This is a genomic window from Seinonella peptonophila (genome assembly GCF_900129355.1).
GTDB lineage: Bacteria > Bacillota > Bacilli > Thermoactinomycetales > Thermoactinomycetaceae > Seinonella > Seinonella peptonophila.
Map to the genome: position 1 here is coordinate 55,513 of NZ_FQVL01000005.1, position 20,095 is coordinate 75,607.

Genomic DNA, 20,095 nt, shown 5'->3' on the forward strand with positions numbered 1-20,095 from the left:
AATGGATCCATAAAGTTGTCATCAAAGCGACAAGAGCCCATCACACGTATAACGAGTGATGGGCTCTACATATGAGATAATAAATGGAAGAAGCAAAGGAGGTCGAATCGATGAATTCATTTGACCGAAGTGACCGCAAACTGATGTGGCTCTGTTTGATTGTCGCTGCCATTATGCTAGTTTCCTTGATTCGTAAGCTTTTCTAGATTAGCTAACATTTATTGATATGATGATCTTTTCGATTATGTTATTCGATTCCTAGCAGTTTTTTTGCATTCCTAAAATAGATTGCATCAAGCATATCTTGATCTAAATGAAATAGTTCAAAAAGATCAATCGAGCATTTTGTCAACCGCTCTGCATATAACGAACCAAAAATTATTTTCTCTTTCGGTAATTGCTGAAAAGCTTTATTTAGAATTTGCACTTCATATTGATTAGAAGTTTCAACAAAAACATTATCTAGCTCTTTGGCTACATCAACACAACTATAACCGAAGTCGAAACAACCCATATGAAGCATAACAAAATCAACCTTTGGAAACCTTTTTGCATAGATTGCCCATTGTTGAGGTAAAGACATCGCTCCTATGCCAGTAAATACCTTAACAGGGACATGATATTTCTCTACAACTTTTAAAATATCATTGATTTGCTCGCACTTTTCAGGGAAGTAGCCATGTTCAAGCGCATTCATTTCTACACATTTTATTCCTGGTAATGCTAAGGCTTCTTCAACTTCTTCAACAGCTTGGTCATTTTTTGGATTGATCATAGCGGCTCCGACTAATCGATCAGGATACTGCTCGACCAATGATGAAATATAACGGTTTTGCTCAACAATTGATCGTCCTTCAATTGCTGAGACCATACGCAAATCAATCTGGTATTGATTCATATCCTCTATTAATTCTTCTGCAAGATATTTTTTTGACTCCTTCTCTCTTTTTATATGTGAATGAAAGTCAATGATCATCTTTATCACCAGTTTCAGCTATAAATATTTTAAGCCAAAATACCCAGATAGACGCCAGCAATCCCAACTAGCATTGTTAAAAGCATTAACATAACAGGGGACATTTTCTTCCTCGTCATCAACCAATAGATTAAGCCGGTAAAGAGTAGGGGGACTAAACTTGGTATCATGCCATCTAAAATATCTTGAATTTTCAATGTCGTTTTTCCTGCTGTATAGACGATCGGTATCTTCACATAAACAATAGCAGAGATAAAACCACCACTTATCACATATGCAGCAACGGAAGCAAGCTCGGAAATTCGACTGATTAAACCACTACTTTGTAAGTTTGCTACGATTTTTGTGCCTTGCTCATACCCTTTAAAAACACCTAAATAACGCACACCCAATGTGATGATGCTCATCGCAATGACAAATAGAATAGGTCCTAATAAACCAGTGCCACTTAGCGCCAAGGAACAAGCAATCCCAGCCAATATTGGACGCGCTGTACCATTGATTAATGAGTCGCCTAATCCTGCTAACGGGCCCATCATTGCTGTTTTTACGGCATTAATTGAATCTGGGGCAATATCTTTCTTTGTGGCATATCTTTCTTCCATTGCTGCTGATATCCCAACAGGAATAGCCGAAACCATATCTTGGGTTAAGAATAGCTCCATATGTCTTTCATAAGCAGCTTTCTTTTCTTCAGGATCATCATAAACTTTTTCAATTACAGGCATCATTGCTTGCGTAAATCCAGCATTTTGTTGTCTTTCAAAATTATTAGCACACCGGATGGTCATTTGGTTAAAAAAAACTTTCCACAAATCCTTTTTGGATAGTTTCTTTTCTTTTATTTTTTGATCTGTCATTTCTCTACACCTCCCGGTTCTGTTGGCTGTTTAGCAACTTTTAAATAATAATAGAGTGCTACACAAATAACCGCTAATAAACCAATGCCAATCATGTTTACTTTCATATATGCCGCAAAGAAAAATCCAAGGAAGAAAAATGGCCACAAAGTTTTTGACTTGATTGATTTTAAGAGTAATGCAAACCCAACAGCTCCGATTAAACCACCTCCAACAGCTAAGCCTTTTACCACTTTATCTGGGATTGCATTGATAATGTGTTGGACATATTCCGCTCCAAAATAGATCGCTAAAAAAGTTGGTAAACCATATAAAACAAGATTCATAGCCATAGGAAAAATAGTATTATTATAAATCAAGCCGCGTAAATCAAGCTTCTCAATCGCTCTTTCTGCTCGATGCATAAAGTAAACATTGATCACCGTATTTTGTAATGTCTCAACAATTTGTCCAATCAGAGCAATTGGTAAAGCGGTTGCAATAGCAAGTTTTGCCCCGCCTCCTCCAATCACTGCGAAAGCAGTGGCAATCGCTGTACTGATTGTAGGATTTGGTGGTACCGCTGTACCGACAAAGATGACAGCTAAAAACATCAATTCAACCGTTGCACCCACAACAAGTCCTGACTGTAGATCGCCCATGATGAGTCCGACAATGGGGCCTGTAAATATAGGCCGGAAAATATGCAATTGAAACGTATGGGAATCGATAAAAGCGATTGTTACCCAGACCCCGACAAGTATTGCTTTGAGCAGTAAAAGATCCATCCGGCACCACCCCTTTATCTAAAATGTTTATCAATCAATTCAATTGCATCCTGACTACGATCTGTTGGTACTGTTCTGACATCAAGTTTTACTTGTAACGCTGCTAATTTGCGAAAAGCGGCAACTTCTTGTTCATCCAACCAAAGACTAGACAAAATTTTCGTCTTTCCTTTTTTCATATTGATATTGCCTACATTTAGGCTTGCAATATCCAAACCATTCTCGATTAACGCTAGTGCTTGCTGAACACCTCTTACAATTAGAAAGGATGGCTCATCGGATTGATCTTCCTTGATAAGAGAACGCGCCTCTTCCTCCGAGACCATTGTTAGTTTCACATTTGCAGGAGTCGCCATCTTTAATAAGGTCTGTTGAAACTCATCATTTGCCACTAGGTCATCGACTACTAGAATTCGATCTGCATTTGCATAAGCAATCCAAGCTGTTACGATTTGCCCATGAATTAAACGGTCATCAATTCGCATCAGATTTATTTTCATAATTGTCCTCCTAAAACATCCCGATTCCTAAACTATTTGCAGCATTTGTAGCTAACTCTTCAGCTAAAGCGTTTACATTTTTCCCTTCTCTTTGCATGATTGCTTCTAAAAAGATGGGTAGATTCACACCATGAAAAACGACAATATGCTGATTTTGATAGGATAGTTTACTTGCGATGTTAAAAGGTGTTCCTCCTAAAATGTCGCAAAAAATAAGACATTGTTGATGTTCATCCGTTTCTCCAATCAATTGAGCAAATCTTTCTTGGAAATGATCAATATTTTCTCCTGCTTGCAGTTGAATGGAAGCAACATCTTGCAATACTCCAATTAACATCTTAGCTGCATGGATCAAACCTTGAGATAGTTCCCCATGTGTGGCAACGATTATTTTCATCACTCGATGCACTTCCTTTACATTCTCCATAAATACTCAGCATTCTTATGGAAAATATGTTCTAATTGCTGTTCAGGTATTTTAAGCAAATAAAACTTTTCCACTTCAATATTTACCAACTTATAGGGCCAATCGACACCAAAGGCGACTCGTTCTGGGCCTAGTAGGTCAATTGATTTTGTTAAGACCTCAACATCCATTTGCCCTGATGTTTCTACCCATACATTTGAAAGCTCTCTCACCGCTTCAATGCTTGCAAAGCCAAATTCATAAAACCCTGTATGAGTGAATAAAAAGTCTAGTTTTGGAAATTTCTTTGCATACTCTGCCCATATAAATGGGGTGCTAAGTGGTGCAGTTCCTACATGTGTTTGAACATGGACACCATACTTCTGGATTTCAAATAAGATATCTGGCAAACTTGGACAATTATCTGGATAATAGCCATGTTTCCATGAATGAAACTTGATTCCATTCATTTTGTATTCACCTAAACACTTGTGTACCTCTTCAATTGCTTGTGGATCTTTTGGATTAATAAAGGCGTACCCTTCGACTACACCGGGAAATTTACACATTGCGTCATAGATCAAATCATTTTGTGCTCGGGTGGAGACACCTGATAAAGAGCTGATTCCCACCTTTGAAATACCAAATTGACTTAATTCATTTACTAATTGTTCAGGGGAATTTTCCTCCCCTGAGCTTGTTTTTCCAAGGTGAGAATGAATATCATATATTTTCATATTCTCCCCTTCTTCCTACCGATATTTCTCTACAATTTCCATCAATCGAGCAGTACGGTCATAGTCAACTGGGTTCCACCAAGCCCCATCTTCTTTCAATGACGACCCAACAATCGCACCATCAATATGTGGTAATAGCTCATCTGCATGATCAGTATCGATTCCACTTCCAACTAACACTGGTAACTCAGTATGATCCTTGATTCCTAAAATTTCACTCAACATGGTGGCATCACCTGTTCGATTTCCGGTAGCAATCAGGATGTCCGCATCAAAGAAAATATTATCCCGAGTCTGTTCTTCCAAACTTCGATCCGCTACAATCGAGTGACTCCCATGCTTCACATGTACATCAACCATCACTTTTACTTGATCCGCCTGAATATTTGCCCGGTAACGCATCGCCTGCGAGGAAGCCCCATTCATAATCCCCTCGTTGGCTACATATGCATTTACCCATTGATTACAACGAACCCAATTCGCGTTCGTTGCTTTTGCTGAAGCCAACGATTGGATAACACCATTTGCCAAGTAATTAAAACCAAATGGTATCTGCACAGTTCTTGTCACTTCATTTGCTAACACAGTCAATGCAGCAACCGTTTCATAACCAATATCTTCAGGTCTAGGGAATGGAATATCTCCGGCATTCTCAAACATCAATCCATCAATGCCAGCTTTTTGTAAAGTGATTGCATCCTGCAAAGAGTATTCAATAATCTCTTGCATACTCTCACCTTTGTAACGTGGTGCACCAGGTAATGGTTTAACATGAATCATGCCGATGATCGCTTTTTTCTTCCCGAAAATCTCAACAATCGCATTCTCTTTTTGTGGAAGTACACTAATTTTCGACATTTACAAAATCCTCCTGATTAATAGTAGCGTGGTCAAATGGTTTATTTTTTTATCTTCATCGAAGCCTTATAGCGATAATGGTCAGCTAGATAAAAAATCTCTACATACTCGATTGGTTTATCCAGTAAATCGTAAGTGACACGTTCCTTATAAAAAATCGCTTGTTCGCCGTTTACCTTTAAAATTTCTTTCAACTCGTTATCTGCGATTCTTGCTTCTATGACTTCATCTGCATGATCCAACTGGACCCCTTTTTCCGTTAATAAACGATACAAAGAAGTCTCACTATGAATCTCATTTGGATCAATCTGGATTCGTTCATTTTTAATGATATAGGTTTTATGCAAACCAACGATCCGATCATCACTAATACGTAAACGTTCAAGATAATAGACCGTCTCTCCTATTTCAACACCTAGTGCACTGGCAATCTTGATATCTGCTTCCATCTCTTGAAATGCTCGAACGACAGACTTGGATGTGCCACCGATCTTTTCAATATCAGAACTAAAACTGGTTAACTCTTCTAAGCTGTAATCATGCTTGACCGGCATAACAACAGTGCCAATCCCTTGGCGCTTTTGGACATATCCATCTCTCTCTAAATCTTCAATTGCCTTTCGAACCGTAATTCTGCTCACATCAAATATCTTTTGTAAGTCTGTTTCAGAAGGAATTTTATCCCCTTCTTTCCATCTCCCTTCTTCAATCGATTCCTTAATCTGTAAAAAAATCTGATGATGCAAGGGAATTCTTGCCTTTTTATCAATTTGAAAGCCAAAATCTCTCATATAAATCTCCTAGCTCTAGATATAATGACATAACGTCATGACGTTTGATTGCGCTTTCATCATATAGCAGGAGAATTTAACTGTCAAGCAAAATATATATTTTTATACATAATTAAAATGATATCAGCTTGTAGACAATGTATAAGTCGCTATCATTATTAGGAGTCAAGGTTTATGCTACGTGTTATTGAAAAGGATGGATGCCTCCAGTTCAAGCTACATCGCAAACCATCTCCTCCTTTAAACATGCTTTTTTTCATTTGGCTATAACCATAATATAGGATTTTCATCAATCTGAATGAGATTATCTATTCTAGGGAATCCAGTCTATTCATTTCTATATTCAATAAAAACACTCTAATATAACCCATTATTCAGCCTATTGATATATAATAGAATCAACCATGTACAGTCGAATAGTATGAAGAAGGGATTAAAAAAGCACTTTCGACATGCCGATCTGATCGGAGCATACCCCTTCGAGCTTCGAAAGGAGTGAAATCTTGAAGCTGCCCCTTGTCCCAGGCAAAGGACCTGAGGAGAATGATGATGACATCACCGACACTCGTGTCTTCATCGATGATGCAGATCCCGAGTAAGAGCGGTTGCAACTGATCCAACATCGGACCGAGCAGGGAGCGTATCCTGCTCGGTCCTTTGTTATATTATATATCGAAATATTATAAATACTTCGGCTACCTATTAGACTACTCTATACCTGCATTTCTCTCCTCAAAAACAAACAACTTTTCAGAACACATTTTCAGATACTCCTATATTTATTCATCAATCTGCTGACTGTGATCCCTAGCTCGACGAAAACCGCCAGCAACAGCCCTACTCTATCTTTCCCCTTTGCACGGCGTGTGCAGACAGTACTACCGCCTATTCTTCGCTACACAGTCGTGGCTTTGTAGCGCCTAGGCAAATACGGGGTAAGGAGCATTTGTCCGGTCATCGCAAACCATCTCCTCCTTTAACCATAATATAGGTTTTTCATCAGTCTGAATGAGATTATCTATTCTAGGGAATCTAGTCTATTCATTTCTATATTCAATAAAAACACTTAATATAAACCATTATTCAGCCTTTTGATATATAATAGAATCAACCATGTACAGTCGAATAGTATAAAGAAGGGATTAACAAAACACTATCGACATGCCGATCTGATCGGAGCATACCCCTTCGAGCCTCGAAAGGAGCGAAACCTTGATGCTGTCCCTTGTCTCAGGTAAAGGACCTGGGGATGATGATGACATCACTGACGATCGGCCGCACGTCGACGGCAGGGACCCCGACGAAGATGATGACTAAGAGCGGCTACAACTGATCCAACATCGGGCCGAGCAGGGAGCGTATCCTGCTCGGTCCTTTGTCATATTATATATCGAAATTTTATAAATACTGTGGCTACCTATTAGACTACTCTATATCTGCATTTCTCTCCTCAAAAACAAACAACTTTTCAGATACTCCTATATTTATTCATCAATCTGCTGACCGTGATCCCTAGCCCGACGAAAACCGCCAGCAACAGCCCCACTCTATCTTTCCCCTTCATCAGACTGTATGACAAAAATCTTCAAGCATCATTATATAGAGATACGAATAATACTGTGACCTTTCATCCAGAATATATTAGAGAAATGACTGGCTAGTATATTTACATATAACACCCTAAGGTGTTATAATAAATTTGACACCTTAGGGTGTTATAATCGATTAGGAGGTATATCATGCAAAAACAAGAGTTTATGCCAGAAATCAGAAAGACAATACGACTTCATGCACCCATTGAAAAAGTATGGACAGCAGTCGCAACGTCAGAAGGGATTGCTTCTTGGTGGATGCCCAATACGTTTGAGCCAAAACTCGGTCATCATTTTATTCTTCGTTCAGATCAATTTGGGGACTCACCTTGCAAAGTTACAGAATTAGAACCACTAAAGCGAGTTAGCTTTGACTGGGGAAAAGATTGGCAACTTACCTTCGAATTAACAGCATTAACAAATGACATTACAGAATTTACGCTCATTCATTCTGGATGGGATGAAAATAAAACAACAGAGTTTGATCAACCGCATACGATCATACGCAGCATTATGGACGGCGGATGGGAGAAGATTGTCACAGAGAAACTTCCTGCATACATCGAGGGTTAACATGGCTGAAACCTCACCTCACCAAGATGTATTTCAAGCAATCGCTGATCCGAACAGAAGAAGATTATTAAAATTACTCGCTGACAAAGAAATGTCGATTACAGCGATTGCGCAACACTTTCCCATCAGCCGTACTGCTGTTAACAAACATTTGCATGTACTTACCACTACAGGTCTTGTCAGTCGTCGAAAATTGGGCCGGGAAACACGTTATCGACTGAAACCCGAACGCTTAATCATCCTCAAACATTGGCTCTCCTTTTTTGAGCACTATTGGGATGAGAAGCTACTTTCTTTGAAAGAATTTGTTGAACACGATGAAAAATAGTCATTTGCTTAGGTATGAACCGAATAAAGATACCAAAGCCTACAACTATAAATCTACAAAGGAAAGAAATTGAACAATTTTCGTTATCAATCCATCTGCCGAACAGTCTCATAAAACAAACGATAAGATTGACGTCTTGCTTGCTGATCATAAATATGAGATACAGCGATTAATTCATCAAATTCAACTTCACTTGCTAGATATTTTAGTTGTGATTGAACTGTTCGGGGACTCCCTTTGATAGTGTAGTAGGCCATACTCTTCACTGATTGCTTCTCAAAGGCAGTCCATTGGTCTTCAACCGAAGTTACTGGTCGAGGAGTTAAACCCTCGCGACCTTGGATAATCTGCAAAAACAATTGCTCCGTCGTGGTAAATAGAAAACGTGCCTCTTCATCAGATTCTGCTGCTACGACATTGACACAAACCATTGCATATGGTGATGACAGGAATTTTGAGGGACGAAACTCGCTACGATAGGTTTGCATTGCCTGAGTAAGATAGGTTGGTGCGAAATGCGCTGCAAATGCATAGGGAAGACCCAATTCAGCAGCCAAATGAGCGCTCCATAAGCTCGATCCTAAGACATATATCGGAATTTCAGTCCCCACACCTGGATACGCTCGAACAGATGATTGTTTTTCAAGGGGCTGTAAATATTGTTGTAGCTCCATTAGATCATCAGCAAACGTTTCTGCTCGCTCCTCCACTGTTCTACGCAAGGCAATCGCTGTTGCTCGATCTGTCCCTGGGGCTCGCCCTAATCCCAAATCTATACGGTTTGGATATAATGTTGCTAATGTCCCAAACTGTTCGGCTACTGTAAGTGGTGAATGATTGGGCAACATCACGCCTCCAGAACCAACGCGCATCGAATCTGTATGTTCAAGTACATGCTTGATCAAAATGGGAGTTGCGGAACTAACTACACGAGGGTTATTGTGATGCTCTGTTAGCCAATAGCGATGGTATCCCAGTTGCTCTGTATATTGGGCAAGTTTTACCATATGTTGAAATGCTTCCTGAGCGCCCTCGCCTTCTAAAACATTTACTAAATCTAATACAGAAAGTGGAATTCCCCGTAATTGTCTAGTCAATATTAACGCATCCTTTTTAGTTATAGGTTGTTATTATTCTGCCACATAAAAGAAAAAACAAAAAGTTGCCAAAGGGCAACCATCTCTATAAAGAAAGGATTCATCCTGATTCAAATTCATCAATCCATAACGCCCACAGGCCATTCACACAACTGTGCAAATGGCCTGTAGGTAGAGGCTAATGGGAACAAGGTCAAGACTTCGTTCATCAAAAATCTACTTGGTGGTCACTGTTACCCCTGAGTAGCGGGCTAGTGTAGTCAGTGTTTGTCCTTTTTTTGCGCCTTCCGTCGCTGGATCAATCCTCCCACAACAACACGGATGGAGCAGATCAACATCAAAACGATCAAAACCCAGTAGAATGCCGGGCTCAAGGTGTACATGCAGATCAAGGCCACCAACCCGATCAAGGCCGCCAGCCAGACTTCCCATTCCGTCATTGTTCCTCCTCAAAGACTACATTGTCTCGGACTGAAGTCCGTAGCTTCGGATCACGAAATCGTTTGGGATTGCTCCTACGATAATGACTATGATATATATTTAGTTTAGCTAATTTGCTTTGCTTTATAAAGAATGTTCATGACGGATCGAGCAAAACAAAAATTGCTAAATGAAAAAGTCATCCTAAAAAAGATGGTTCTTGAAATGAATTTTGTTGCACCTACCAGGATTCGAACCAGGTGCACAGGTTCGAATCCTGGTAGGTAGGGGAATAAAACGAAATTTGAACCAATAAAGTACAATGTATCAAGGGTTTGATGAATAGCCAATAACTTGATGAAAGACAAGTAAACTTGTTATGTTTACAGTTATGTTTACAGTTTTGTTTGCAATTGCAATTTTAAGTTAAAGAGAGTCTAGTCTGAAAACCCAGCTCTCTTTTTCGATATGCAGAAATATAAATTTCACTTAGTGTAGGGGCGTTCTATGATCATATTTAGCGATCTTCCTTCAAAAATGACTCTTCTTATTAACTTATTTCGCATGTTTGTTCAAGACCTTATTAGCGCTCTCTTCCATCTTCTTCTTTCAAACCATAATGGTCTTCTTCTGCTATTTCGTCTAATTTTTTTCCTCCATCTTTACCTCCTGGACGTAAAAATTCCTCTTCAGAAGTTCCTTGTTGTCTTTGATGTACCTCAGTAGCAACCTCAAAAAGCGCTGCTTTTATTTTATCTTTAAATCCCATTCAACCATCTCTCCATTTTTGCAATTACAATCAATATAATATATATCTACTAAAATAATAAGATCGTTTATCAAGTGATCAATTAAGTAACAATAGATTTCTAAATATATCCCTCCTTATCATTTTCATTTTTTATATCCTTTATTTGATTGATATAAGTAATTTGCTTGTTGATAGACAAACGTAGCGATTATTTAGATATATCTTTAATGATATACTAGAAGGAATATTTATATAGTCATATTTCATTCATTCTATTTATGGATCTTATATATCGATTTAAAGGTAGGCAAATAAATGGGAAATATATCGTTATTTGAGATTGAAGGAACGAAAGTATCAAAACTACATGGAGCTCCTGCACGAGTAGAACGGACATTGCAAATGTTGGTGGAAAATAATTTGGAGACATTGCTGGGGATTCGGTTTATAGCAACTGAATATTCAACTGGTGAGATACATGGGGGGCGAATTGATTCGTTAGGGATTGATGGGGATGATTGTCCTGTGATTATCGAATATAAAAAAGCAACGAATCCAAATGTGATTAATCAAGGGTTGTATTATCTCAATTGGTTGATGGATCATAAAGCTGAATTCACCTTGCTGGTTATGCAAGTCTATGGAAATGAGATTGCCGAAAAGATAAATTGGACAAATCCGCAGTTGATTTGTCTGGCAAATGGGTTCAATAAATTTGATGGACATGCAATTCAGCAGATGAATCGTAATATCAAGTTATATGAATACAATTATTATGACGATCATATTTTGATGCTCAATCTGGTGCATGAAGCAATCCCTTCATCAGCTGTAGCAAAAGGAAAAGTCTCAATACAAAAGGACGGAACTCCCAAGCGGAGAAAAGGAAAAACGAGAAATAGAGCAATAAACAGCGCAGAGTCGATGAAGAACCAGGATGTAAAAATGGATTCGACCGAAAGTAAGCATCGTAAAGCGACAAAGAACCAATCAAACAATAGACGTAAAGCACCAACGGGAAATAGTCAAGTCAATGTGGCTCAAACAGATAGGAAACGAAAATCTGTACGGGGAAGATCAACAGTGACAGGTAAGCAGATTCAATCAACGATTAAGGGTAAGGCAAAGCTCCATAGCGAACAAATTTCACGAAGTAAGACAGGGGATAATATCACCAAATTATCAGATGAGTCTACGGCTCTCTATAAATCACTTAAGCAGTTTCTCATGTCATTGGGTGATGACGTGCAAATGAAGGTGCTGAAAAACTATATCGCCTTTAAAAGAAACAAGAATAATTTTGTTTGTGTCGTTCAGACAAAATCGCAAAAAATCAAACTCTATCTGAAAGCAGATCTGAACAAAATAAGGCTGAAAAAGGGGTTCAGCCGCGATGTTCGAGAAAAAGGACATTGGGGAACAGGGGATTTGGAGTTATCGATTTTAAATGATGCCGATTTTGAAAAAGCGAAATCGTTTATTATGACCAGTTATCAATCAAATGATAATTAAATGATATAGGTGTCAGGACGGTAAATATCGTCAAGCCAAGACATGATCTACCGCCTAGTTTGTCATATCATTTTAACCAACTTCACACTGATGGCACTTTTTTGAATTCCACGATCAAGGGGACATGTAACAAATTAAGTTTTTCCTCAGTCTGAGATGGACAGTTTTTAGCTGTCCATCTTTTCATCAAAATTACGAATTGGTTATTACTCACAGGGTTCCAATAAACTAATTAAAAGAGTAAAACAGCAATCCAAAGGGTTCCCTCATGTACGCTTTCACGATTTAAGACACACATACAACTTTGCTGATCGATCAAAAAATCCATGTAAAAGTAATATCTGAAAGATTAGGTCACAAATCAATCGATATTACTATGAACCTATACTCGCATGTTTTGCCGAACATGCAAGAAGAGGCCGTCCAAAAACTAGACAACCTCTGCTTCCCACAGCAAACGCTTTAGTCGACTAAACGTTAGCAATTCGTGAGCAATTGGGCTTTTTGCAGTAAAGAGGTGATTTCTTCAACCCCTCAAAACCTTAATATAACTGCGTTTATGTATGGTGCACCTACCAGGATTCGAACCTGGGCACCTGGTTCCGGAGACCAGTGCTCTATCCCCTGAGCTATAGGTGCATGATAAATAGCAGTATTCATTCTATCATGAAACAGTATAGTGAGCAAGTTTCTTTTCAGCTAAATGGATACCTAGGAAAATCCCCGCCAAACGATCAGCGGGGAATCGGAAAACAGTTTTATAAATTATTTTCCTTTAATAGTCGCTCAATTTCTTCCTTATGCCTTGTTTCATCTGAGATCATGTCTTCAAGTTGAACTTTAAGGGCGATGTCACCCACCTGCTCAGCTTGGTCGATTCGTTTTTTATATCGATCAATCGTATCGATCTCTTCTTGCAGTGTATGCTGTAGCATTTCTCGGACGCCGGTTACATGTTTGACCGCTTTTGGTCGGACACTCGGCTGTCCACCTAAGTAATTAATTTTCTCAGAGAGGTATAGGGCATGTCTCATCTCATCTTGTGCTTCTTCTTCAAAAAAAGGTTTAAGGATACGCCGACTCAGTCCAGATACAACAGATGCATTATATAAATATTGGATCATGGCACCATACTCAGCCGACAAATCTTCATTTAACCCTTCGATTAAGGTTTCTACCTCATTTGTTTGATATGTCTGCAAACCAATTCCTCCTTAACATCATTCTCTTACCTTGGTATGCCCTTTATGAATTAACGACATTCAAACAATGGAGTCTTTCTTCAGTCTTTTTTTAAACGCTCTAAGACCCAATGACACCAATTGATCTCTTCTTGCTCTAGACGCGTTTTTCGCTGCAAAATCATATAACGCCCAAACTGAGGGGAGTGAGGATCATACAGATCATCAGACCATCTTTCTTCCATCTCTCTAATTTTTAACAACCGATCAGTCAGCATATCTGTAAAATACTGAATTCGTTCATGCAACAGCTCTCTTGCTCGCTTTGTGCTTGTCAGCCAAATGGCATAGATTTTTGTGAGAAACTCGTCCCGTACGACTGGCACTGCCGGTTCCTCGTGAATCCAAGCGCTTAAAATTTCCCGTCCCTGCTCCGTCAAACGGTAAATCTTCTTATCAGGTCGACCATTTTGTTTTACCAAACGATGTGCTACATATTGCTTTTGCTCTAACTTCGCTAATAATGGATACACTTGGCTATGTTTTGCTTGCCAAAATAGTTCGAGTAATTGTACCAATTCATAACCCGAACAATCCTTTCTTGCTACCATTGCTAATAATGCATATGCTAAAGAATTCATTTCAATTTCTGCAAATATGCAGTTCTTCACCTCTCTTTTCATATATAAATATTGACATATTAAACAGATAAGCATATTATAATATATAAATATTTATATATGAAAGGAAGTCTTGCATGGATTACAAAGCACGTCAACGTGGACGAAACATTACTGTTTTGGCCACCTTTTTCGCGTTTATGGGGATTGGCGTTGTTGATCCGATCTTACCAGCTATTGCTGAACAAATCGGTGCGAGCCATTGGCAAGTTGAAACTTTATTTTCAGCATATATGTTTACAATGGCGATGATGATGTTACCCGCGGGGTTACTTATTTCTCGCTTGGGCGACAAAAAAGTGATGATGGTCGGTTTGATCGCCGTGACCGCTTTTGCCATCTGTTGTTCTCTATCAGCTGAAATTCTACAACTAGCACTTTTCCGCGCTGGATGGGGTATGGGCAATGCGTTCTTCTTTGCTACAGCGATGACCTTATTAATCGCCTTATCTGACGACACCAACAAAGCTGTCGGACTATATGAAGCTGCAATCGGTCTTGGAATGGCAGCAGGGCCTTTACTTGGTGGTGTCCTTGGTGAAAACTCTTGGCGGCAGCCGTTTGTAGCTACTGGTATCTTAATGTTTATCGCAGCTTTACTTGTCTTTTTCTGGGTGCGGCAGCCACAAGAGAAGCCGTTAGAACCCACTGCAAAAACAACCAATTTATCAGATATGGGACGACTCTTTGTCCATAAGCCATTTATCACAAGTGCGCTTGCCGGGATGCTTTATTACTACGGATTCTTTACTATCTTAGCTTATTCTCCCCTTGTCCTACATCTTTCAGCAGTCCAGTTAGGATTTGTCTTTTTTGGGTGGGGTCTACTACTCGCTTATGGTTCCGCTATCTTAACACACAAGCTTGAAAAACGCTATGCAATGGATCAATTATTAAAAATCTCACTTGGCTCCTTTTTCGTATTACTAACCCTACTCGCAGTTATCAATCATCATGCTCTTTTCATCAGTTTACTAATCTTGTCAGGGCTGATCTGTGGTGTAAATAACGCTCTCTTTACGAGTTATACAATGAAACAATCTCCTTACTCTAGAGGTGTTACTTCAGGAACTTATAATTTTGTCCGTTGGCTTGGAGCTGGTATTGCACCGATTCTTTCTGGATTTTTAGGTCAATCCTTTACACCTGTATTACCCTTTGTGATCGCTGCGGCATTGATCGCAATCGCTTGGTTTGCAATCCACTTGAGCAGAAGATTTCAACACAAACCTATCGTAGAGCTTAGTTCTTAGAGGCTGAAATTCCCCACTCGTCTGGTGAAGGCTCAAATGATATTCAGCTGAATGAATGGAGAGTACTCGCTCGTTAGGTTTGATTACAGACTTAGAAAAAGCTTTTCAAACACACAAGCGGTGTCCAGGACAACATGCCCCAGACACCGCTTGTGTCGGCGGTTACCGCTTCCTGTCGGGAGCGGCGACGATCACCTTGATGCAGTAGTCACCCGTACCGTACTCCTTGAAGGTGCTGATTGACTGGACATCATCGGGGGAGAAGTGAACCTCCTGTTTCATGCTCTGCCTCGCGATCTCCCTCACGATCTGAAACGACACCCCTTGGAAGAACGGGACGGGTTGCGGTTCCTGTTCGAACTTGAGAGTGAAGACGAACCTCTCTTTCTCTGCCCGTCGGGCGCTCTTGGAGGTGTACTGAGCGTACAGTACCTGATCCGGATGAAGCTTGTCCTGCCCGAAGTGAACGACACTGCATCGGATCGGCTCGTCACCCTGCCAACGGCTCATCTTGTGTCCTTCCCAGTTTCGAGGAACATAGAGCCAGTCACCTTTTTAAAAGGCTCCCATCTATCTATCCAGTAGATTGGTGACAATTAGCTCTCTTACCATATAGACAACCCTATTTTCCAAAAAATGTCCATATCTTTAGGAGGGAAAATTTTTGAATTCATTTTTTAGACAAACATTATGTAAAGTACAGATCAATTTAAAAGCAAGTAACCAACTGCAAAAATAGGAGATGCAGCAACAATGATCAAATGTATCTTTAATGCAAGATAAGAAGGATAATGAGGATAATCCAACAAAAAGCCAATAAAAGCAAGAGGAATTCCTAGAACTATGCTATAAAAAATAAACCCAGCAATTAATAATGACATTTCAACGTCAATGGAAAATGAGGTAGAAAGTAGAAAGAATGCATAGACAGATAGCTGTAAAACGACCAGGAAGAGAGAAAATGTTCCAAATACCGATGCAAAAAATTTTTTAGCCATATAAATCCCTCGATTATTGAGCTAATTTTAAGATCATTATAGCACATGTTTGCTATTTGACCTTTTTTGACCTTTGAGGTATGATAAAGATGATCAAAATTCCCAGCAGGAGGAATGCGACAATGAATCTTGTACCTATGGTTGTAGAACAAACCAATCGTGGGGAACGCTCCTACGATATTTATTCACGCCTATTAAAAGATCGGATTATCCTGATTGGAAGTCCAATCGATGATAACGTTGCCAATCTGATCGTTGCTCAGTTATTATTTTTAACCGCAGAAGATAGCGAAAAAGATATTTCGATGTATATTAATTCACCTGGTGGATCTATTTCAGCAGGAATGGCGATCTATGATACGATGCAATTTGTGAAGCCAGATATCCAAACGATATGTATTGGAATGGCGGCATCAATGGGAGCTTTCTTGCTATCTGCTGGTACAAAAGGGAAACGTTTTGCCCTCCCAAATAGTGAAGTCATGATACATCAACCACTCGGCGGAGCCCAAGGTCAAGCAACTGATATTGAAATCAGTGCAAAGCGAATTCTTCGTACTCGTGATCGAATCAATCAATTGCTTTCAGAATTTACAGGTCAGCCACTAGAAAAAATCGCAAAAGATACTGATCGCGATAACTTTATGACTGCTGAAGAAGCTGCTGAATATGGTTTAATCGATAAAGTAATGACCAAACTTTAAAGATGAATGAAAGGGCACTCTTAAAGGAGTACCCTTTTCTATTTCTAAAATCATTAAGCGTAATCGTCTGATCGTAATTTCCACTCGCTTAAAACCAATGTAAAAACTAATAAAAACTCCCATAAGGAAGACAGCCACAAGCTACCAAAAGCAATAGAAAAAAGACTTAACACAAAGCAGAGCACCACACCGCCCAAAAGCAAAGGCCACCGCTCTTCTCTCCACACATAGACACCTGCAATCCATAGTGGCACAAAGGTTAACAGGATTCCATAAGGAAATGGATGCCCTTGCTGTACATAACGAAGTACCCCTCCTGCTTCAACTGGCTGAAGCGTAACAAGCAAAATCTCAGTGAATACTCCGATTACAGTCACTACAAATGTACAAAGATTAAATGCAATCCGAGCAGATAAATAATTTGACCATTCCACTTTTACTCTTCTTAAAATATCCCAAGCAATAAAAATAACTGTCGGCATTAGAAACACTTTTAAAAAATACCGAAGTAGGCTGAAAGTCTCTAACAATGAACCTGGGCCTATGCAATTCCCAAGTGATATAATTGTCGTATCGTAAATGAGACCCACCATAATAAAAAGTAACCAAGAGGTCCCCCAGAAAGAGGAATCATGGAATGTTCGAAAACTCCATATAAATAATCCCAGATAAAAAATAGTTAAAACTGGGTATAGCAATGCATCCATTTCATCCCTCCTATTGCAAAAACCGTTCAGCCCTTTCTCTTCATCTTATCTATTCATTCCCTTCTCTAGACACTCTAATTGTTACAAAAATCCGAGCTAACTTTGTTTTGCTGATAAAAGTAAAAAAAACGCCTCAATTACTCACAGCTTAGGCGAGTACGAAGCGCAGAATCTCATTTGAGTCTCACTATTCAGCTTTATCCACCATACCAATCAACACATCAACCGCTTGCTCCTCATCAGGACCTTCAGCTTGAATCGAAATCTCCATTCCCCTAGAAACTGCAAGGCTCATAACTCCCATGATACTTTTCGCATTCACTTTTTTATTTTCCTTCACCACATAAATCTCTGATGCAAATTTATTTGCCTCTTGCACAAAACGCGCCGCAGGACGCGCATGCAAACCTGTTAATAATTGTACTACCACTTTTTTCTCAACCAAGGAAAATTCCTCCTTCATCCTGATCGTTCGGTTATAATCGTTTCGCGATCTCCTCAATTTTTCGTAATCGATGGTTGACTGCCGATTTACTGATTGTACCACTTGGAATTTGCTGCCCTAACTCAGCTAGATTTAATTCTGGATATTGCACCCTCACTTCTGCGACCTCCCGCAAACGCACTGGTAACTGATCCAAACCAATCTCTTGCTCAATTTTACGAATGTTTTCGATCTGTCTCATCGCCGCCTGAATAGTTCGATTCAGGTTAGCTGTCTCGCAATTGACAAGGCGATTCACGGAATTACGCATATCTTTCATGATTCGAACATTTTCGAAATGAAGCAAAGAAGGATGCGCTCCAATAATGTTTAGAAACTCCCCAATCTTATCCCCTTCTTTGATATAAACCACATGCCCTTTTTTTCGCTCAATGATCTTCGCATGGAGATGAAATTGATTCATTAATTCACAAAGAGCGACAGCATGATCTTCATACGTAGAAACGATTTCCAAGTGATATGATGCACTGTCAGGGTTGTTCACTGAACCACCCGCCAAAAATGCACCCCGTAAATAGGCTCGTTTACAATTGAGATCTGTAAATAGTTGTGGTGAGATTCCTTCTACAGGCTCTAGCTGCTTCGACTGAATAATGTGTAAGTCAGCTAGCATTGATTGTGTTTTTGCATGAATCCGTAGTAAATAAACATTATTTTTTTTCAGTCGGGCTTTTTTTCTTACTAACACTTCTGGTGATTCATTATACAATTCTTTGATTAAAGAAAAAATATGCCGAGCTGTAGAAGGGTTTTCGGTTACAATCTCCAACGTCATCCGTTGTTGTCTTAATTGAATCGTGCCATTCATCCTTACTAAAGCGGATAATTCTGCTAATCTGCAACAGCGTTTTTCTTCTAATTGTGTTAGTTCTTTTTTCATCATCGAAGTAAAAGACATGGATATCCCTCCTATCCACTTTGCCGTCTTTTCATTCGATCGGAAATCAAACGATAGATATGTTGGCTAACTCTTTGTGCATCGTGGCGGATCACAGAATGGTACAGAAGTAAATTGTCAGCAATCACCTGGCACCCTAACTGCTGAATGCGCCCTTTATCTGGAAGTACCATACATTGATGATTGAGAGCATAGCGATTTAAGATCGATCCAGGCGGAACTTCATTATTAATGATTGCAGTTTCAAATAGCTGCTCACCGACATGATCATAAATGACACGTATATGATCATATGCGGAAAAATCGTCCGTCTCCCCTTGCTGCGTCATAACATTACAGACATAAATTTTAGTTGCCTGAGAAGCGCGGATCGTTTCCGTCATATCTTTTACCAATAGATTCGGAAGAATACTGGTATAGAGACTCCCAGGCCCGACTACAATGCCATCTGCCCGCTCAATTGCCTGCACTGCCTCTTCTAGAGGCTTTGGGTCAGGCGGATGAAGAAAAACGCGGCGAATCTTCTTACCCGTTTTAGGGATCTGGGATTCCCCTTTTACAATGGAACCATCCGACATTTCAGCCACTAATGTAACATCTTGTTCACTCGCAGGTAAGACACGACCACGTACTGCTAATACATGGCTCATCTCTTTTACTGCCTGCGTAAAATCTCCTGTAATCTCTTGCAATGCTGCAATCATCAAATTACCTAACGTATGACCATCCAATTCGCCTCCACTACGAAAGCGATGTTGAAGAAGACTAGCTAGTAATGGTTCTGTATCTGCAAGCGCTATCAAAACATTACGGATATCCCCAGGTGGGGGCATCTGTAATTGATCCCGCAAACGACCAGAGCTTCCACCATCGTCTGCAACAGTCACAATGGCTGTGATGTCAATTGGTAAATTCTTTAAGCCACGTAAAATCACACTAAGACCGGTACCGCCACCAATGCAGACGACATGTGGTCTCTTCTCTAACCCGTTTTTTTTCAA

At 39.6% G+C, this 20,095-nt stretch carries 24 protein-coding genes, 1 tRNA gene and 1 pseudogene; 6 read left to right on the forward strand and 20 right to left on the reverse strand.

Features of this window, described 5'->3' with window-relative positions; all coding sequences use genetic code 11:
• Positions 1–247: 247 nt before the first annotated feature.
• Genes BUB71_RS09860 through BUB71_RS09895 form a run of 8 tightly spaced genes read right to left on the reverse strand, consistent with a single transcriptional unit; the run spans position 248 to position 5,895 of the window.
• On the reverse strand, positions 248–976 hold the full coding sequence (locus BUB71_RS09860; protein WP_084731392.1) for an amidohydrolase family protein: 729 nt from the start codon (positions 974–976) through the stop codon (positions 248–250).
• A gap of 29 nt (positions 977–1,005) precedes the next feature.
• Positions 1,006–1,836: a PTS system mannose/fructose/sorbose family transporter subunit IID gene (locus tag BUB71_RS09865; protein ID WP_217653547.1), complete on the reverse strand. Its 831-nt coding sequence runs from the start codon at positions 1,834–1,836 to the stop codon at positions 1,006–1,008.
• Entirely contained in the window at positions 1,833–2,603 is a 771-nt protein-coding gene (locus BUB71_RS09870) for a PTS mannose/fructose/sorbose/N-acetylgalactosamine transporter subunit IIC (protein ID WP_073154682.1), read from the reverse strand. The genes BUB71_RS09865 and BUB71_RS09870 overlap by 4 nt, the downstream gene beginning before the upstream one ends.
• Positions 2,604–2,617: 14 nt before the next feature.
• Positions 2,618–3,103, reverse strand: coding sequence for a PTS sugar transporter subunit IIB (locus BUB71_RS09875; protein ID WP_073154683.1), 486 nt, complete (start codon positions 3,101–3,103; stop codon positions 2,618–2,620).
• Between the two features lie 10 nt (positions 3,104–3,113).
• Positions 3,114–3,500: a PTS sugar transporter subunit IIA gene (locus tag BUB71_RS09880; RefSeq protein ID WP_245815569.1), complete on the reverse strand. Its 387-nt coding sequence runs from the start codon at positions 3,498–3,500 to the stop codon at positions 3,114–3,116.
• A 17-nt stretch (positions 3,501–3,517) separates the two neighbouring features.
• Positions 3,518–4,246, reverse strand: a complete 729-nt coding sequence (locus tag BUB71_RS09885; RefSeq protein ID WP_073154685.1) for an amidohydrolase family protein — start codon at positions 4,244–4,246, stop codon at positions 3,518–3,520.
• Between the two features lie 15 nt (positions 4,247–4,261).
• A complete protein-coding gene (locus tag BUB71_RS09890; RefSeq protein ID WP_073154686.1) occupies positions 4,262–5,104 on the reverse strand; it encodes a BtpA/SgcQ family protein in 843 nt (280 codons plus the stop codon).
• Positions 5,105–5,145: 41 nt separating this feature from the next.
• The gene (locus BUB71_RS09895) at positions 5,146–5,895 is read right to left on the reverse strand and encodes a GntR family transcriptional regulator (protein ID WP_073154687.1); all 750 of its coding nucleotides are present in this window, start codon (positions 5,893–5,895) and stop codon (positions 5,146–5,148) included.
• Between the two features lie 1,739 nt (positions 5,896–7,634).
• Here BUB71_RS09895 and BUB71_RS09900 point away from each other — a divergent pair.
• The gene (locus BUB71_RS09900; RefSeq protein WP_073154688.1) at positions 7,635–8,060 is read left to right on the forward strand and encodes an SRPBCC family protein; all 426 of its coding nucleotides are present in this window, start codon (positions 7,635–7,637) and stop codon (positions 8,058–8,060) included.
• Between the two features lies 1 nt (position 8,061).
• Complete coding sequence (locus BUB71_RS09905) at positions 8,062–8,388, forward strand: ArsR/SmtB family transcription factor (RefSeq protein ID WP_073154689.1); 327 nt, start codon at positions 8,062–8,064, stop codon at positions 8,386–8,388.
• 86 nt (positions 8,389–8,474) lie between these two features.
• Here BUB71_RS09905 and BUB71_RS09910 read toward each other — a convergent pair whose 3' ends face one another.
• The 3 genes from BUB71_RS09910 to BUB71_RS09920 all read right to left on the reverse strand — a co-directional run bounded on the left by BUB71_RS09910 (position 8,475) and on the right by BUB71_RS09920 (position 10,674).
• Positions 8,475–9,485, reverse strand: coding sequence for an LLM class flavin-dependent oxidoreductase (locus tag BUB71_RS09910; RefSeq protein WP_073154690.1), 1,011 nt, complete (start codon positions 9,483–9,485; stop codon positions 8,475–8,477).
• 260 nt (positions 9,486–9,745) lie between these two features.
• Positions 9,746–9,925, reverse strand: a complete 180-nt coding sequence (locus BUB71_RS09915) for a hypothetical protein (protein WP_139279056.1) — start codon at positions 9,923–9,925, stop codon at positions 9,746–9,748.
• 563 nt (positions 9,926–10,488) lie between these two features.
• Positions 10,489–10,674 carry a hypothetical protein gene (locus tag BUB71_RS09920; protein ID WP_073154692.1) on the reverse strand — a complete coding sequence of 62 codons (186 nt, stop codon included), beginning with the start codon at positions 10,672–10,674 and terminating at the stop codon, positions 10,489–10,491.
• A 297-nt stretch (positions 10,675–10,971) separates the two neighbouring features.
• Here BUB71_RS09920 and BUB71_RS09925 point away from each other — a divergent pair, with 297 nt between their 5' ends.
• Positions 10,972–12,168, forward strand: a complete 1,197-nt coding sequence (locus BUB71_RS09925; protein ID WP_073154693.1) for a DUF5655 domain-containing protein — start codon at positions 10,972–10,974, stop codon at positions 12,166–12,168.
• Between the two features lie 258 nt (positions 12,169–12,426).
• Positions 12,427–12,634: pseudogene (locus BUB71_RS20470) on the forward strand (tyrosine-type recombinase/integrase); the annotation flags it as partial.
• Positions 12,635–12,732: 98 nt separating this feature from the next.
• Here BUB71_RS20470 and BUB71_RS09930 read toward each other — a convergent pair.
• From BUB71_RS09930 to BUB71_RS09940, 3 genes are all read right to left on the reverse strand, one after another.
• Positions 12,733–12,807: transfer RNA gene (locus BUB71_RS09930), tRNA-Arg, on the reverse strand.
• A 119-nt stretch (positions 12,808–12,926) separates the two neighbouring features.
• Positions 12,927–13,370, reverse strand: coding sequence for a ferritin-like domain-containing protein (locus BUB71_RS09935; protein WP_073154694.1), 444 nt, complete (start codon positions 13,368–13,370; stop codon positions 12,927–12,929).
• 80 nt (positions 13,371–13,450) lie between these two features.
• Complete coding sequence (locus BUB71_RS09940) at positions 13,451–13,990, reverse strand: PadR family transcriptional regulator (RefSeq protein WP_073154695.1); 540 nt, start codon at positions 13,988–13,990, stop codon at positions 13,451–13,453.
• 116 nt (positions 13,991–14,106) lie between these two features.
• Here BUB71_RS09940 and BUB71_RS09945 point away from each other — a divergent pair, with 116 nt between their 5' ends.
• Positions 14,107–15,282 (forward strand): MFS transporter, encoded by a 1,176-nt coding sequence (locus BUB71_RS09945; protein WP_073154696.1) that lies wholly within the window; start codon positions 14,107–14,109, stop codon positions 15,280–15,282.
• Positions 15,283–15,444: 162 nt separating this feature from the next.
• Here the strand turns inward: BUB71_RS09945 and BUB71_RS09950 are convergent, their stop codons facing one another.
• Positions 15,445–15,792 (reverse strand): hypothetical protein, encoded by a 348-nt coding sequence (locus BUB71_RS09950; RefSeq protein WP_073154697.1) that lies wholly within the window; start codon positions 15,790–15,792, stop codon positions 15,445–15,447.
• A gap of 194 nt (positions 15,793–15,986) precedes the next feature.
• Positions 15,987–16,280, reverse strand: a complete 294-nt coding sequence (locus tag BUB71_RS09955) for a hypothetical protein (RefSeq protein WP_073154698.1) — start codon at positions 16,278–16,280, stop codon at positions 15,987–15,989.
• Positions 16,281–16,402: 122 nt separating this feature from the next.
• Here BUB71_RS09955 and clpP point away from each other — a divergent pair, with 122 nt between their 5' ends.
• Positions 16,403–16,984 (forward strand): ATP-dependent Clp endopeptidase proteolytic subunit ClpP, encoded by a 582-nt coding sequence (gene clpP, locus BUB71_RS09960; protein ID WP_073154699.1) that lies wholly within the window; start codon positions 16,403–16,405, stop codon positions 16,982–16,984.
• Between the two features lie 53 nt (positions 16,985–17,037).
• Here clpP and BUB71_RS09965 read toward each other — a convergent pair whose 3' ends face one another.
• From BUB71_RS09965 to BUB71_RS09980, 4 genes are all read right to left on the reverse strand, one after another.
• Complete coding sequence (locus BUB71_RS09965) at positions 17,038–17,691, reverse strand: hypothetical protein (RefSeq protein ID WP_073154700.1); 654 nt, start codon at positions 17,689–17,691, stop codon at positions 17,038–17,040.
• 187 nt (positions 17,692–17,878) lie between these two features.
• On the reverse strand, positions 17,879–18,136 hold the full coding sequence (locus tag BUB71_RS09970; protein ID WP_139279057.1) for an HPr family phosphocarrier protein: 258 nt from the start codon (positions 18,134–18,136) through the stop codon (positions 17,879–17,881).
• A gap of 31 nt (positions 18,137–18,167) precedes the next feature.
• The gene (gene whiA / locus BUB71_RS09975) at positions 18,168–19,094 is read right to left on the reverse strand and encodes a DNA-binding protein WhiA (protein ID WP_073154702.1); all 927 of its coding nucleotides are present in this window, start codon (positions 19,092–19,094) and stop codon (positions 18,168–18,170) included.
• An 11-nt stretch (positions 19,095–19,105) separates the two neighbouring features.
• Positions 19,106–20,095, reverse strand: coding sequence for a gluconeogenesis factor YvcK family protein (locus tag BUB71_RS09980; protein WP_073154839.1), 990 nt, complete (start codon positions 20,093–20,095; stop codon positions 19,106–19,108).

Excerpts from the sequence above, each read along its gene's own strand:
- BUB71_RS09860 (WP_084731392.1), bottom strand. The coding sequence starts at position 976 with ATGATCATTGACTTTCATTCACATATAAAAAGAGAGAAGGAGTCAAAA.
- BUB71_RS09865 (WP_217653547.1), bottom strand. The coding sequence starts at position 1,836 with ATGACAGATCAAAAAATAAAAGAAAAGAAACTATCCAAAAAGGATTTG.
- BUB71_RS09870 (WP_073154682.1), bottom strand. The coding sequence starts at position 2,603 with ATGGATCTTTTACTGCTCAAAGCAATACTTGTCGGGGTCTGGGTAACA.
- BUB71_RS09875 (WP_073154683.1), bottom strand. The coding sequence starts at position 3,103 with ATGAAAATAAATCTGATGCGAATTGATGACCGTTTAATTCATGGGCAA.
- BUB71_RS09880 (WP_245815569.1), bottom strand. The coding sequence starts at position 3,500 with ATGAAAATAATCGTTGCCACACATGGGGAACTATCTCAAGGTTTGATC.
- BUB71_RS09885 (WP_073154685.1), bottom strand. The coding sequence starts at position 4,246 with ATGAAAATATATGATATTCATTCTCACCTTGGAAAAACAAGCTCAGGG.
- BUB71_RS09890 (WP_073154686.1), bottom strand. The coding sequence starts at position 5,104 with ATGTCGAAAATTAGTGTACTTCCACAAAAAGAGAATGCGATTGTTGAG.
- BUB71_RS09895 (WP_073154687.1), bottom strand. The coding sequence starts at position 5,895 with ATGAGAGATTTTGGCTTTCAAATTGATAAAAAGGCAAGAATTCCCTTG.
- BUB71_RS09900 (WP_073154688.1), top strand. The coding sequence starts at position 7,635 with ATGCAAAAACAAGAGTTTATGCCAGAAATCAGAAAGACAATACGACTT.
- BUB71_RS09905 (WP_073154689.1), top strand. The coding sequence starts at position 8,062 with ATGGCTGAAACCTCACCTCACCAAGATGTATTTCAAGCAATCGCTGAT.
- BUB71_RS09915 (WP_139279056.1), bottom strand. The coding sequence starts at position 9,925 with ATGACGGAATGGGAAGTCTGGCTGGCGGCCTTGATCGGGTTGGTGGCC.
- BUB71_RS09920 (WP_073154692.1), bottom strand. The coding sequence starts at position 10,674 with ATGGGATTTAAAGATAAAATAAAAGCAGCGCTTTTTGAGGTTGCTACT.
- BUB71_RS09925 (WP_073154693.1), top strand. The coding sequence starts at position 10,972 with ATGGGAAATATATCGTTATTTGAGATTGAAGGAACGAAAGTATCAAAA.
- BUB71_RS09940 (WP_073154695.1), bottom strand. The coding sequence starts at position 13,990 with ATGAATTCTTTAGCATATGCATTATTAGCAATGGTAGCAAGAAAGGAT.
- BUB71_RS09945 (WP_073154696.1), top strand. The coding sequence starts at position 14,107 with ATGGATTACAAAGCACGTCAACGTGGACGAAACATTACTGTTTTGGCC.
- BUB71_RS09950 (WP_073154697.1), bottom strand. The coding sequence starts at position 15,792 with ATGAGCCGTTGGCAGGGTGACGAGCCGATCCGATGCAGTGTCGTTCAC.
- BUB71_RS09955 (WP_073154698.1), bottom strand. The coding sequence starts at position 16,280 with ATGGCTAAAAAATTTTTTGCATCGGTATTTGGAACATTTTCTCTCTTC.
- clpP (WP_073154699.1), top strand. The coding sequence starts at position 16,403 with ATGAATCTTGTACCTATGGTTGTAGAACAAACCAATCGTGGGGAACGC.
- BUB71_RS09965 (WP_073154700.1), bottom strand. The coding sequence starts at position 17,691 with ATGGATGCATTGCTATACCCAGTTTTAACTATTTTTTATCTGGGATTA.
- whiA (WP_073154702.1), bottom strand. The coding sequence starts at position 19,094 with ATGTCTTTTACTTCGATGATGAAAAAAGAACTAACACAATTAGAAGAA.